The organism is Gemmobacter fulvus (assembly GCF_018798885.1).
Classification (GTDB): domain Bacteria; phylum Pseudomonadota; class Alphaproteobacteria; order Rhodobacterales; family Rhodobacteraceae; genus Gemmobacter; species Gemmobacter fulvus.
Window position 1 is genome coordinate 2,892,704 of sequence record NZ_CP076361.1, and the last position, 14,230, is coordinate 2,906,933.

Annotated in this window: 11 protein-coding genes; 6 read left to right on the forward strand and 5 right to left on the reverse strand. The window is 64.9% G+C overall.

The genetic code is table 11. The annotated features are described in order from the left end of the window. Window positions 1-77 precede the first annotated feature (77 nt). Window positions 78-1,457 carry a hypotaurine--pyruvate aminotransferase Tpa gene (tpa, locus tag KM031_RS14030; protein ID WP_215506863.1) on the forward strand — a complete coding sequence of 460 codons (1,380 nt, stop codon included), beginning with the start codon at window positions 78-80 and terminating at the stop codon, window positions 1,455-1,457. A 59-nt stretch (window positions 1,458-1,516) separates the two neighbouring features. Further along, window positions 1,517-2,968: a MocR-like pyridoxine biosynthesis transcription factor PdxR gene (pdxR, locus tag KM031_RS14035; protein WP_215506861.1), complete on the forward strand. Its 1,452-nt coding sequence runs from the start codon at window positions 1,517-1,519 to the stop codon at window positions 2,966-2,968. 212 nt (window positions 2,969-3,180) lie between these two features. On the opposite strand, the gene KM031_RS14040 is transcribed toward pdxR, so the two are convergent. Continuing rightward, window positions 3,181-4,419: an MFS transporter gene (locus KM031_RS14040; RefSeq protein WP_215506859.1), complete on the reverse strand. Its 1,239-nt coding sequence runs from the start codon at window positions 4,417-4,419 to the stop codon at window positions 3,181-3,183. A gap of 118 nt (window positions 4,420-4,537) precedes the next feature. On the opposite strand from KM031_RS14040, the gene KM031_RS14045 reads away from it, so the two are divergent. After that, entirely contained in the window at window positions 4,538-5,242 is a 705-nt protein-coding gene (locus tag KM031_RS14045; protein ID WP_215506857.1) for an ArsR/SmtB family transcription factor, read from the forward strand. Window positions 5,243-5,338: 96 nt separating this feature from the next. Here KM031_RS14045 and KM031_RS14050 read toward each other — a convergent pair whose 3' ends face one another. From KM031_RS14050 to KM031_RS14060, 3 genes are all read right to left on the reverse strand, one after another. Beyond that, complete coding sequence (locus tag KM031_RS14050) at window positions 5,339-5,827, reverse strand: YciE/YciF ferroxidase family protein (protein ID WP_215506855.1); 489 nt, start codon at window positions 5,825-5,827, stop codon at window positions 5,339-5,341. Between the two features lie 39 nt (window positions 5,828-5,866). Further along, on the reverse strand, window positions 5,867-7,945 hold the full coding sequence (locus KM031_RS14055; RefSeq protein WP_215506853.1) for a catalase: 2,079 nt from the start codon (window positions 7,943-7,945) through the stop codon (window positions 5,867-5,869). Window positions 7,946-8,073: 128 nt separating this feature from the next. After that, entirely contained in the window at window positions 8,074-8,949 is an 876-nt protein-coding gene (locus tag KM031_RS14060; RefSeq protein WP_215506851.1) for a CHAD domain-containing protein, read from the reverse strand. 83 nt (window positions 8,950-9,032) lie between these two features. Between KM031_RS14060 and KM031_RS14065 the strand changes: the two genes are divergently transcribed. Beyond that, the gene (locus KM031_RS14065; RefSeq protein ID WP_215506850.1) at window positions 9,033-9,434 is read left to right on the forward strand and encodes a DUF4864 domain-containing protein; all 402 of its coding nucleotides are present in this window, start codon (window positions 9,033-9,035) and stop codon (window positions 9,432-9,434) included. Between the two features lie 128 nt (window positions 9,435-9,562). After that, a complete protein-coding gene (locus KM031_RS14070; protein WP_215506848.1) occupies window positions 9,563-11,848 on the forward strand; it encodes a glycosyl hydrolase family 28-related protein in 2,286 nt (761 codons plus the stop codon). 47 nt (window positions 11,849-11,895) lie between these two features. On the opposite strand, the gene KM031_RS14075 is transcribed toward KM031_RS14070, so the two are convergent. After that, window positions 11,896-12,405, reverse strand: a complete 510-nt coding sequence (locus tag KM031_RS14075) for a pyridoxamine 5'-phosphate oxidase family protein (protein ID WP_215506846.1) — start codon at window positions 12,403-12,405, stop codon at window positions 11,896-11,898. A 73-nt stretch (window positions 12,406-12,478) separates the two neighbouring features. Between KM031_RS14075 and KM031_RS14080 the strand changes: the two genes are divergently transcribed. Beyond that, window positions 12,479-14,146, forward strand: coding sequence for a SulP family inorganic anion transporter (locus KM031_RS14080; protein WP_215506844.1), 1,668 nt, complete (start codon window positions 12,479-12,481; stop codon window positions 14,144-14,146). Window positions 14,147-14,230: the final 84 nt, after the last annotated feature.

Here is a 14,230-nt window from a genome sequence, read left to right on the forward strand (position 1 = left end):
AGGCGCAGGATTCTGGCCCTACCCACCTGCACAGGATGGGTGCAGGAAGAGGCATCACCCATGCTGGAGCCGCCGCCATGTCACTTGACCACTCCGTAAACGACCTCTCTCATGTGACCGAGGCCGACCGTGCCCATGTCTGGCATCACCTGAGCCAGCACAAGCAATATGAAACCGTCGATCCCCGCATCTTCGTTGAAGGCAAGGGCCTGCGCCTGTGGGATGCGAAGGGGCGCGAGTATATCGACGCGGTTTCGGGCGGTGTCTGGACGGTGAACGTGGGCTATGGTCGCGAAAGCATCGCCAATGCGGTGCGCGATCAGCTGGTGAAGCTGAATTACTATGCGGGGGCCGCAGGCACCGTGCCGGGCGCGCTGTTTGCCGAAAAGCTGATCGAAAAGATGCCGGGGCTTACCCGCGTCTATTATTCCAACTCGGGGTCGGAAGCGAACGAGAAGGTCTACAAGATGGTGCGCCAGATTTCGCACCGGCACCATGGCGGCAAGAAATCGAAGATCCTGTTCCGCGAACGCGACTATCACGGCACCACCATTGCCACGCTGGCCACCAGCGGCCAGTTCCAGCGCGCCGAACAATACGGGCCCTTCCCGGAAGGGTTCGTGATCGTGCCGCATTGCCTTGAATATCGCGCGCAATGGGATGTGGCCGATTATGGCCGCCGCGCGGCGGATGCCATCGAAGAGGTGATCCTGCGCGAAGGCCCCGACACCATCGGCGCGCTTGTTCTGGAACCCATCACCGCCGGGGGCGGTGTCATCGTGCCGCCCGAAGGCTATTGGCCGCGCGTGCAGGAGATCTGCCGCCAATATGACATCCTGCTGCATATCGACGAGGTGGTCTGCGGGCTGGGCCGCACCGGCACCTGGTTCGGCTATCAGCATTACGGGATCGAGCCGGATTTCGTGACCATGGCCAAGGGGGTTGCCTCGGGCTATGCCGCGATCAGCTGCACTGTCACCACGGAACGGGTGTTCAACCTGTTCAAGGATGATGCGAGCGATCCGCTCGGTTATTTCCGCGACATCTCCACCTTTGGCGGCTGCACCGCCGGACCGACCGCCGCGCTGGAAAACATGCGCATCATCGAAGAGGAGGGGCTGCTGGAAAACACCCGCCTGATGGGCGAGCGCTGCCTGGCCAATCTGCGGGCACTGATGGACCGGCATGCCGTCATCGGTGACGTGCGCGGCAAGGGCCTGTTCCTGGGGGTTGAACTGGTGGCGGATCGCACCACACGCGAACCGCTGCCGGAAAAGCAGGTTCAGGCCGTGGTGGCCGAATGTCTGGCACAAGGCGTGATCATCGGTGCCACCAACCGGTCGATCCCCGGCTTGAACAACACGCTCTGCCTGTCGCCCGCGCTGATCGTGACCGCCGAGGAGATCGACACGATCACGGGTGCCATCGACGTGGCCCTGACCCGCATCTGCGGTTGAGGGCTTGATCCTGTCGCGCGGGTCGGACTTCATGGCCCGATCCGTGCGCTGGAGTTGCAATGCCGATCCCTGTCGAATCCTTTTTCATCGACCGCACGTCATCGGTGCCGCTTCAGGTGCAGCTTCAGCGCCAGATCATCACGGGGGTCACCGAAGGACGGTTGCGCCCCGGTGATGCGCTGCCGTCCAGCCGCCGTATGGCCGCGCATCTTGGCGTGGCGCGTGTCACGGTGGTTCAGGCCTATGCCGAGCTTGCGGCCACCGATTACCTCGACAGTCTGCCACGGTCCGGCCATCGCATCTCGGACCGGATCGAGCGGCGGATCGACCCGCCTGCCGTAGCACCCGGCGTGCAGCACTTTGACTGGCAGCGCAAGATCGACGGGCGCTTTGCCCGTTCCGCCCGCACCGACCGCGTGACCGACTGGCGTCAGTATCGCTTTCCCTTTGTCTATGGTCAGGTGGATCCGGAATTGGTGGATCATGCCGCCTGGCGTGATTGCGCCGTGCGCGCGCTGGGGCGGCGCGAATTCGCCTCGCTGACCGCCGATCTGTATAACGAGGATGACCCGGAGCTGATCGACTATATTGCCCGCCACATCCTGCCCCGGCGCGGTATTCGGGCGCGGCCTGCAGAAATCCTGCTGACGCTCGGCGCCCAAAACGGGCTGTGGATGGCCGCCGAAGTGCTGCTGGGCCGGGGGGGGCGCTGCGCAGTGGAAGACCCCTGTTATCCCGGTCTGCGCGAGATCCTGGCGCAGACCCGGGCCGAGGTTGTCGCCTTGCCGGTCGATGCGCATGGCCTTCCGCCCGAGGCAATCCCCGCGGGTGTTGCGGCCATCTTCACCACCGCGAGCCATCAATGCCCGACCAGTTCCACAATGCCGCTTGATCGCCGCCGTGCCCTTCTCGATTGCGCCAGCCGTCAGGGCTTTGCCGTGATCGAGGACGATTACGAATTCGAGATGTGCTTTGCTGGTGCGCCTTCGCCCGCGCTGAAGGCCATGGATGTGGCGGGCGCGGTGATCTATGTCGGCTCCTTCTCCAAATCGGTATTTCCGGGCCTGCGGATGGGTTACATGGTCGCCGACCCTGCCTTCATCGCCGAGGCGCGGGCATTGCGTGGCCTTGTCATGCGGCATCCGCCGGGGATGTTGCAGCGCACGCTGGCCCATTTCCTGTCGCTGGGTCACTACGACGCGCAGATGAACCGGATGCGCCGGATCTATGCCGAACGCAGGGCGGTGATGGCACAGGCTATCACAGAGAACGGGCTCATCCGGGCCAATGGCGGGGCGGGCGGATCGAGCTTCTGGATGTCATTGGAAGCCGGGAAGGATAGCCGCATCCTCGCACAGGCGCTGCGTGCGCAAGGGGTTCTGATCGAACCCGGCACGCCCTTCTTCGCGCGGGAGCAGGACGGGGCTGGCTTCTATCGTCTGGCTTATTCCTCCATCGCGGCACCGCTGATCGAGGAAGGCGTCGCCCGCATCCGTGCCGCCCTGACATGATGGCCGGGTGAGGTCGAGATTGCGATGACCTTTGGCACGCAGGATCGCCAGAGATGAAACCAGCTGAGGAAAGCGTTTCGGCCTCGCGGCGCGTCCAGCTCCAAGGAAACAGGTCCAGCCGGTGTGACAAGGGCCTGTTTGGCAACCGCGCGAGGCCATCAGCCAGCCAAGCCTGACCTGAGCCATGCCTGTTACGACCCCGTGACGGCGCTTCAGGTTTTGCCACGGCCTGCCAGAAAACACAGGATGGCCGCTGTCTGGATCGCTGCGGCGCAGAGGAACAGGGCCGTGCCAGTGACATCGGCGATGTTTTCGCTGCGCAGCAGGCCGAATGTGGCGGGGGCAAACGCATAACCGGCCTGACCGATGGCGACGATCAGTGGCACCACGCGCGCAGTCTCGGCCGGTGCGAACTCCTGCTGGGCGATCAGCGGCGGCAGCGAGGTGGCATTGCCGATGCCAAGGCCGAACAAGGCGATTCCCAGGATGAGACTTGCCCCGGCTTCACCCGCCGCCATCATGAACAGCAGAGAGCCGATCACCTGCACGGCATAGCTGAGGCAGGCAACAAGGCGGCGGTCGGCGGACACCTGCATCACTGCTCCGACGAACGAACGCCCGAGGATTGCGGCGAGCGTCGCCCCGCCCATCGCCATGCCTGCCCCTGCCTCGCCAAGGACAGGCACCAGCAGCGAAAACAGATGCGCCAGCAGCCCGATCTGCGCGAAAAGGCCAAGCATCATGCCTGCCGCCAATGTCAGGAATTTGCGGTTCCGGAACAGGGACGTGCGGGAGGCAGGGGGAGCCTTGATGGAGCAGGGCTGCGCCGCCAGCCCGTCTGGGGTCTGGCCCAGACTTTCAGGGCTGTGCCGGAACACCAGCAGTGACAGCAGCGCGACCACCATCAGCATCACGCTGCCCACGGCCAATGCGGCAGCGGCAAAGCCGATCCCGGCGATCAGGGCAATCCACAAGGGTGAAAAAATCACCCCGCCCAGACTCGCGCCGTTATAGGCCAGCCCAAGGGCTGCCGGGCGGCGCAAGGTGAACCATGGCGCGATCAGCGCGTTCACGGCAGCGGCCCCCATGGCAACCCATCCGGCACCACTGGCGAAAGCTGCGCCGAACAACTGCCACGGTTCGGCGGCGATGGCCCAGCCCAGCACGCCCAAGGCCAACAGCGCCGCCCCGAGCACGGTGACTTGTGCCACCCCGAGATGCCGATACAGACGCGGCAGATTGGCCACGACCACAGCCCCCACCAGAAAATGCACGGTCACAGCCATCGAGACCAGCGCAACCGGCCAACTGCTGCGCGCGACGACGGCATAAAGAAACACCGGCGGGCCGTAAAAACCGACACCCCAGCCGAATGTGGCCAGCACAAAGGTTGCGGCAACGACATGCCAGCCGAAGAAGGTGCGGGCGGTATTGGGGGGCAGAGGCGGCATGGAACTCTCCTGTTTTTGCCTGCCGCTTATGGCCGCCCCGCGCCTTGCAATGCTTCGTCAAAGGCCGAAGTATTCCCGCTGGTCCTGTTGTAGGCTGTGCCAAACCGGAGGGATTGCGATGGCCACGCCGAACAGGATTGCCGAAGTTGCCGCCGCCGTGGGCGAGCCTGCCCGGGCGGCCATGCTGGCGGCCCTGATGGATGGCCGTGCGCTGACGGCCACCGAACTGGCCGAGGCGGCGGCCATCACGCCGCAAACCGCGAGCGCGCATCTTGCGCGTTTGGCAGCGGTGGGATTGATCGCGGCAGAAAAGCAGGGGCGTCACCGCTATCACCGCCTTGCCAGTGCCGATGTGGCGCGGATGATTGAAAGCGTGATGCAGATTGCGGGCGGCGTTGCCCTGAGCCGACCGCTGCGTCGGGTTGGGCCCAAGGATGCGGCGCTGCGTCAGGCGCGCACCTGTTACGATCATCTGGCCGGGCAACTGGGCGTCAGCATCGCCAATGCCCTGCGCAGCAGTGGCGCGGTCGAGATCGCGGGGGATGCGGCGGTGCTGACCGAAGGCGGACGGGTGCAGATGCAGGCGCTGGGCATTCTTGCACCGGAGGCGGATCTGCGTGTTGTGCGTCCGGTCTGCCGCCCCTGTCTGGACTGGAGCGAACGCCGCCCGCATCTGGCCGGGGTGCTGGGGGCCGCAATCTGCGCCCATGCGCTGAACCGGGGCTGGGTGCGGCGGCAGGCGGGCACACGGGCCTTGGCGATCACGCCCTCAGGCCAGATCGGTTTCCGACAGGCGTTTGGGCCGGGTGTGGTGCCAGCCTGACCGCAGGAGGTTCCGGGCCGTGCGGAATAACCGTCGGCCGCCAAAACTGGCGGCCGACCGGATCCGCTGCAAGCTGCGGATCAGCAAAGCGCTGTGTCAGGATTTGCGCTTGCCGCTGGGGTTCACGGTATCCACCGCGAGACTGGTCAGTTTGGAGTTGGCGGCCTTTTCTTCATCCAGAATCGCGGCCAGCAATCCATGCGCCTCGTCATGGCCCAATTGCTTTGCCCATTCCCGCAGGGTGCCGTAGCGGGCGATTTCGTAATGTTCGATGGCCTGCGCCGCCCCGATCATCGCCACGTCAAGTGCCTGCCCCTCGGCCTCGGCCATCAGGCCATCCGCCTCTTTCAGCAGGCCCTCCATCGCATCGCATTTTTCGCCCGACGCCTCTTTGCCGATGCTTTTGAACACCTGATCCAAAGTCTTGATATGGCCTTTGGTTTCTTTCAGATGCGCATCGAACGCGGCTTTCAGATCGGCATTGCCGACCGCCTTCGAGACTTTCGGCAGGGCTTTGGTCAGGGCATTTTCGGCCCAGTAGACATCACGGAGCGTGTGTTCAAAGACTTCTGCAAGTGTTTTCATGGTCATCGTCCTTTTGAGAGGTGGCTGTTTCACGCTGCGTCAGACCGGCAGCTTGACCTTCTGTTCCCGCGCCCAATGGCGGGTGGCGAGTTTGGTGATCAGTGGTTTTGTCCCGGCGGTGAGATCGCAGAAAAACCCGTCCGGTGCTGCGCCGACCTTGTCGAGCAGGGGCCTCGCTGCGGCGGTGTGGCCGATGGCCTTGCAATGGGCATAGGCGTCAGAGATGAAATCCAGCGCCGCCTTTTCGCCCAGCAGCGGCTGCACCCCATCCTCCGAGACGACCAGCGCGATGGCATCGAACAGAACGGAGGGTGCGCCGTCGATCTTTTCGTCGGCGGGCAGGCGTTTGCCGCCTTTCAATGTCACGCCGCCCACCTTGGCGGCGATGATCTTGACCGTGGCCGCCGCAGCCTCGGCGTCGGTGCGCAGCGCCTCGATCATCGCGCCATCCGCGCCGTCGGTGACCAGCACGCCAAGGCAGCGCCCGGTGACCGGCGGTGTGTGCTTCAGGATCGACAGCGCGTCGGATGGCGGCAGGTCGACGGGCGGTTTTGCAGGCGCAAGGGCGGGTGGCAGCTCTGCCCCCAGACCATCGGCCACCCGCTGTGCGAGATCGGGGTCCACATTCTGCAACTGTGCCAGCACACGGAGACGCACATGCGGCAGCTGCACCTTTGACAGTTCGAACACCAGCGCCGCAACCATATGCGTCTGCTCTACCTCGGTCTGCGAGGCAAAGAACTGGCGCGCCTGGCTGAAGTGATCGGCAAAGCTCTCGGCCCGCACGCGGCGCTTTTCGGTGGCGGGTTTGGCAAAGCGGGCCACCGAGGCAAAGCCCTGATCCACGGCACGCGGCCCGGCATCCTCGCCCGCCGCATCCAGACTGTTGGGTTCGTAATTGGCGCGACCTTTCGGCACCATGACCTGCATCAGGCCATCGCGCTGAAAATTGTGCATCGGGCATTTGGGGGCATTGATGGGAATCTGGTGAAAATTCGTGCTGCCCAGCCGCGATTTCTGGGTATCGAGATACGAGAACAACCGGCCTTGCAGCAGCGGATCATTGGAAAAGTCGATCCCCGGCACCACGTTTGACGGCAGAAAGGCCACCTGTTCGGTTTCCGCAAAGAAATTGTCGGGATATCGGTCAAGCACCATCCGCCCGACGATGCGCACGGGCACATCCTCCTCGGGGATCAGCTTTGTCGCATCCAGCACGTCATAGGGCTGTGCATCGGCCCAGTCTTCGTCGAACACCTGAAGACCCAGCTCCCATTCCGGGAAGTTCCCGGCCATGATCGCCTCATAGAGGTCGCGGCGGTGATAGTCAGGATCCGCCCCCGAGATCTTGACCGCCTCGTCCCATGTCGTCGACTGGATGCCCAGCTTCGGCTTCCAGTGGAACTTCACCATCTTTGCCACCCCCTCGGCATTCACGAGACGGAAGGTATGGACGCCAAAACCCTCCATCATGCGCAGTGACCGGGGCAGGGTGCGGTCTGACATGGCCCACATGATCATGTGCATGCTTTCGGGCATCAACGAGATGAAATCCCAGAAGGTATCATGCGCCGAGGCGGCCTGCGGAAAGCCGCGATCCGCCTCGGGTTTCACCGCATGCACAAGATCGGGGAACTTCATCGCATCCTGAATGAAAAACACCGGGATGTTGTTGCCGACCAGATCCCAGTTGCCCTCGGTCGTGTAGAATTTCACGGCAAAGCCGCGCACGTCGCGCGGGGTATCCTTGGAGCCCTTGGAGCCTGCAACGGTGGAAAACCGCACGAACACCGGCACCTTTTCGCCCTTGGTCTGGAACAGCGCGGCGCGGGTCAGCTCGGGGATGGCTTCGGTGCATTCGAAATAGCCATGCGCGCCGGTGCCGCGGGCGTGGACGATCCGCTCCGGGATACGTTCATGGTCGAAATGGAAGATCTTTTCGCGCAGCACGAAATCTTCCAGCAGGGTCGGCCCGCGCGCCCCGGCCTTGAGCGAGTTCTGATTGTCGGACACCGGAACGCCGTGATTGGTGGTCAGGGCCGGACCGCCCCGTTGCTGCGTTTCGCCGCCTGATCCCTGCGGCAAGTCATCCGAGGGTTCGTGTGTCTTCTTTGCCATGAGCGCATTCCTCCGTGCTTGCCGGATAAACGCCGCCCGATGGGCTTCGTTCCAAGGCAATCCGGCACTGCGCGGGAAGGCGCTCAATGCAGGGGAGGGTCAGGCGCTATGGCGCGGGGCAGGCCGGTTCAGGCGACCTGCGCGCGCCAGACCTTCCACCATTTCAGCCAGAGGTCGGCCATTTCCTCGGGATCACCCGCGAACAGCCGGGCGCCCAGCGGAAAGGCGGTGGCCTCGATGGCCATCTGCGCGTCGCGGGCGCGGGCGGTGATCATGTCGCGGGCCTCGCTGCGGGCGACGTCCTCCGGCAAGGCGCTGATATGGCTGGACAGCACCCCCAGATCATGGTGGTCGCCCAGGGCTTCGCCCAGCCGGTCGGCTTCGGCGACGATGGGGCGCATGACCTCGGGCCAGACCGGGGTGAACAGACGCGCCTGATACCAGTGGTCCTTGGCGCGTTTGCGCCAGTCGTGCAGCACCTCGTCCTGCGGGTTTTCGCGGGCATCGCGCATGGCGCTACGGGCGCGGGCGCGGGTATCGGCCAGCCCTTCGGCCAGGATGCGGCGGTCAGATCCGGCCAGCCTCCAGCCCTCGATCCGCTGGGCTAGGGCATCGAAAAGGCTGTGCAGATCAGGCGGGGCGGCGGCGGGCATCGCGGCTTCGGCCACAAGATGCGCGCGCAGCGCCAGCAGGGCAGGGGCCGGATCGGCACCGATCAGCCGGTCATAGGTTGCCAGCCGCACGGCGGCATCGCGCCGCCCCGACAACAGCCGCGCCGCGTCGCGCAGGATCACGTTTTCGGCGGGTTGCACATCGGGCATCCCATGCCGCACAAGGCGCAGCAGGGCGCGCAGTTTTTTGACGCTTTTGCGCAGGTCATGCACGGCGTCGGCTTCAAGGGCCGGGTCCGCAAGATGGCGGCGGATGCGGGCGACATCTGCGGCTGCGATACGGTGCAGGGCCTCGGTCAACGAGGCGTCACGCAGATCAAAACGATAGGACATGGTGGCTCCGGGGGTGGGGGGCTTGCCGGGATCAAGCGCCGGGCTACACCCTGAATATAACGGTTCCATGACGGAGATATGACATGCGTATGCTGCCCGTTCTGTTCCTGAGCCTTATCCCGCTTGCCACGCCGCTGGCGGCGCAAGACCCCGGCATCGCCGCCACCATCGAAGGCCAGATGCAGGCCTTCCGGACCGGCGATGTGCCGGGCGCGTTTGCCTTTGCCTCGCCCAATATCAAGGGCATTTTCGGCACGGCTGAAAACTTTGGTCGCATGGTCGAACAGGGTTATCCGATGGTGCGCAACCCCGGCGAGATCCGCCTGCTGGAACTGCGCGAGGTGGCGGGCAATCTGTGGCAGCGGGTGCTGGTCACGGATGCTGCGGGGCGCAGCCATTTGCTCGATTATCAGATGATCGAAACCGACAGCGGCTGGCAGATCAATGCCGTGCAACTGCTGCCGGCGCCGGATGTCAGCGCCTGATGGCGCAGGCCGTTGCGGGCAAGGACCAGCGCGCGCTGCCCTGAGGCCGCGTTAACCGCGCCTTGGTAATCGTCGGTGCTTGCGGGGCAGCACATGCCCTCAGGTGCAACGAGGCGAGGGTCTGACAGATGAACAAGGCGATTACTGATGGTCTGGTGCTGATGCCGCCGCCGTTTTCAGCGGCATTGGGCCAATGGTCGCGCGAGGATGGCACGCCGGGATCGGCCAGCTATGCGGGCCAGCCCAATGCCGCCTTTGTGCCCTCGGATCAGGATTTCAGCGGCTGTCTGGAACTTCAGAAGCTCGAATCCGTGCAGCGGCTACGCTATAAAGGCGAAACGCCGATCGAGCCGGGCCTCTATCTGCGGGTGACGGCGCGGGTGAAGGCGGTGGCGGGCAATCTGCCGAATGTGCGAATTGCGGCCTATGCCGCGCGGGCCAACGGCTCTGCCGTATCCGTGCCGCTGACCGGGCCTGCCATCCCACTGACCAGCTATGGCGAGGTTGTCACCGTTCAGGCGATTGTCGGCTCTGGCAACCGGCAGGGGGTGGATATGGTCTGGGGGGTAGAGCCCGCCTATGGCCATTTCGGGCTGGATCTGACCGGGCCAAGCGGCGGGGTGGTGCGTATTGACGATCTGGTGATCGAGGATGTGACCGATGTGTTCCACCGCAAGATGCTCGATATGGTCGATGTGCGCGACTATGGCGCCATTGGCAATGGCAGCACCGATGACAGCGCGGCCTTCGCCGCCGCCGACAATGCCGCGCAGGGACGGACGGTGCTGGTGTCGACTGGCAGCTACCGCATCGCCTCGAATCTGACGTTTGACAATGCGGTGCGGTTTGAAGGCACGTTGACTATGCCTGCGGGGGCCCGGCTGACCTGCACGCGCAATTACGACCTGAACACCTATGCTGCCGCCTTTGGCAGCGAGTTGGAGGGGTTCCGGCGCGGCTTGCAGACCCTGTTCTATTTCACCGACCATGTGGTGTTTGACCTGTCGGGCCGGAAGGTCGATCTGACCGGGCCGATCAATGTGGCGCAACTGACCGGGTTGACCAGCATGTCGAGTCGCCGCGTGCTGACCAATGGCCTGCTGAACGCGGCGTCGTCGAGTAACTGGGACAGCGATACGGTGACATCGGTGGCCACCTACAGCACCAACACCCCCGACAAGCTGACCAATGTCGGCAATGTCGCCAATATCCCGATTGGCGCGCGGGTCAGCGGCACCGGGGTCGGGCGCGAGGTCTACGTCAAGGAAAAGAACATCGGCGCGGGCACGGTGACGTTGAGCCTGCCGCTGTGGGGGGCAGCGGGCACGCGGACCTATACGTTCGAGCGGTTCAAATACATGCTGGATTTTTCGGGCTTCGACAATCTGGCGCGGTTCGAGATCACCGACATCGATTTCAACTGCGCGGGCCGGTCCAGCGGGATCCTGCTGGCCACCTCGGGGCTGACCTTCCGGGTGGCGGATTGTGTGTTCACCGGGCCGAAGGATCGGGGCATCACCTCGATCGGGTCCGGCTGCCAGGGCATGATCGTCGATCAGTGCCAGTTCCTGTCGAACGAACAGCCGATGCCCGCGCAGAACCGCCGCTCCATCGCATTGAACTCCAATGCCAATGACCTGAAGCTGCGCGACAACCGCATCGTGCGCTTTGCGCATTTTGCGGTGCTGGGAGGCGGCGGCAATCTGGTGATCGGCAATCACTTCTTCCAGGGCGATGATGAAACCGATGGCTTGCGGCAAGCGGGCATCGTGTTCACCAATACCAACTGCCGGTCGATCCTGTCGGACAATTACATCGACAATTGCTGGATCGAATGGTCGAATGAACATGACCCAGAGCCGGGCTTTGACAGCGAGTTTTCGTTTGGCGGGTTGTCGCTGACCTCCAACACCTTCATGTGCACCAATACCGCGCCCTCGTTCCGCTGGATCGTGGTGCGCCCGCGCGGGCCGGGGCATTTCTTCAACGGTCTGTCGGTGACGGGCAATGTGTTCCGTGCGGTGAACGGGGCGGTGGACCGGGTGGAGAAGCTGGATACCACGCAGGCCACGCTGGATCACGCGCGGGCGCGCAATGTGGTGTTCACCGGCAATGTGTTCCACGGGGTGTCGCAAAGCTGCGTCAACCCGCTGACACTCCAGCACGATCAGAACAGCCCGGCGGCCACTTGGACGGTGGACGGGGCCGATTACCTGCCGTTTCGCGGCGAGGCGCTGACGGTGGTTTCCGTGATGCCGGAGGGGCCGCTGCGCGACAATGGCAACGCGATCACCTTTGCCGCGCCCTATGCCGAAGTGCGGCAGGGCAATGATGCCGACCGCATCGCCCTGAAATGGCCCGAGCCGCTGAAGGGCCGGGTGCAGGTGACGCTGCGCTGCGACAGGCCCACCTGACCAAGGCTGGCCGATGAAACGGGGCGCCCTGCCGGGCGCCCCTTTTTTTATGCCAGATCGTCGGGCGCCAGCCGATGCGCCCGGCCAAAGCCGCCATTCAGCAGGGCCGACAGCGGGCGCAACCGCACAAAGCTGAAATCCGGGAAATCGACATAAAGCTGCGCTTTCGGATGTGAGACGAGCCAATGGGCGCGGAGGGCGGCATGGTCGGCATGATCCCGTAGCAGCAACTCTGCCTGCACCCGGATCATCAGACGCGGATGCGTCAGCGGATCGCCCTTGTCGCCCGGATCACCGACCATCACCGCCGCTACCGGATGCGCGCTCAGCGCTGCATGATGCGCCGCCAGCCGCGAGATCAGCGTCAGCGGCAGGCCCTGCGGATCAAGGCCAAAGGCGATGCGGCTGATGCCAGGGGTGCCGGTTTCGGGATCGGTCACTGCCAGCGCTGCATGGCGCGCGGCGTGCAGCAGGCCTTGCGCAAGGGCGCGGGCCTGCGCGTCTGCCGGTTGCACTGGGTCGCGCGCCGGGCCGGGTGGTTCGGGGGAAACGGGCATCGGGGCCTCGCAGCAGTTGACAGGGCAGGGCGGGCGGGCGTTTGCTGGCCAAGCATATCGCTACAGGCGCAGCATGACCGGCACAAGCCACCCTTCCGCCCGCCCCGCCACCCCAGACGGGCCCTATCTGCCCAAGCTGATCACCGTTCTGCGCGAAGGCTATGATCTGGCCGCGTTGCGGGCGGATGCGCTGGCCGGGCTGACCGTGGCCATCGTGGCGCTGCCGCTGTCGATGGCGATTGCGATTGCCAGTGGCATCGGGCCGGAGCGCGGGCTGTTCACCGCGATTGTCGGCGGGTTTCTGGTGTCGGCCTTTGGCGGATCCCGGTTCCAGATCGGCGGCCCGGCTGGGGCCTTCATCGTGCTGGTGGCCGCCTGCGTGGCGCAGACCGGGATCGAAGGGCTGACGCTTGCCACCTTGCTGTCGGGTGTCCTGCTGATTGCGGCCGGTGCGCTGCGTCTGGGCACCTATATCCGCTTCATCCCCTATCCGGTGACGGTAGGATTTACCGCAGGCATCGCGGTGATTATCTTTGCCAGCCAGATCAAGGATCTGTTCGGCCTGTCGCTGCCGATGGCAGAGCCGGGCGCGCTGGTGCCGAAACTGGCGGCGCTCTGGGCCGCGCGCGAGACGATCAGCATGCCTGCGCTGGCGCTTGGGTTGGGCACGGCGGGCGGTATCGTCGCCTGCAAGCGGCTGGTGCCGCGCTGGCCCGGCATGTTGATCGCGGTGGGGGCGGCCAGCCTTGCCGCCGCGCTGCTGCATCTGCCGGTCGAGACGATCGGCAGCCGGTTCGGTGCCCTGCCGCGCCTGCTGCCCGCGCCGCATCTGGCCATTCCGGGCTGGGCCGAGGTGCAGGCGGCGCTGCCCTGGGCCATCAGCTTTACGCTGCTGGGCGCGATTGAATCGCTGCTGTCCGCCGTGGTGGCGGATGGCATGACGGGGCGGCAGCACCGCTCCAATGCCGAGCTGGTGGCGCAGGGTGTGGCCAATATCGGCTCGGGCCTGTTTGGCGGGTTTTGCGTGACCGGCACGATTGCGCGCACCGCCACCAATGTGCGGGCCGGATCGCGCGGGCCGGTGTCGGGCATGCTGCATGCGCTGTTCCTCTTGGGCTTCCTGTGGCTGGCCGCGCCGCTTGCGGCCTATATCCCGCTTGCGGCCCTGGCCGGGCTGCTGGCGGTGGTCGCGTGGAACATGGCTGAAAAGCATGAATTCTGGGGGCTGATCCGTGCCTCGCGCGGCGATGCGCTGGTGGTGGGGGCGACTTTCCTGCTCGTGGTGTTCCGCGACCTGACCGAAGGCATCGTGGTGGGCTTTGCGCTGGGCGGGCTGGTGTTCATCAAGCGCATGTCGGACGCGGCGCAGATGCAGCCGGTGACGGAACATCCCTATGATGCGGCGGGCGGGGATCTGGTGGTCTACCGGCTGTCGGGGCCGTTCTTCTTTGGCGCCGCCGCGCAGCTTGGCGCGGCGCTGGACCGGATCGCCGATTTCCCGCGCGCCTTCGTGGTGGATTTTACCGATGTGCCGATGATCGACAGTTCGGGCGCGCGCAGCTTTGATCTGCTGGCGCAGAAGGTGGCGCGCATGGGCGGGCATCTGTGGTTTACCGGCACAACGCCTGCGCTGCGCCATGTGCTGCTGGCGCAGGGGCTGCGCAGTCCGCGGATCAGCTATCTGCCTGATGTGGCGGCGGTGCAGTCGGCCCTGCGGGGCGAGGCCGACAAGCCCGACTGATTCGCTGTCAGCCGCCCCGCTACCTTGCCGATGTGACGTTGCGGCGGATCGCGCAAAGGTTGTGAGTCAGGCCCCGGATCGGCG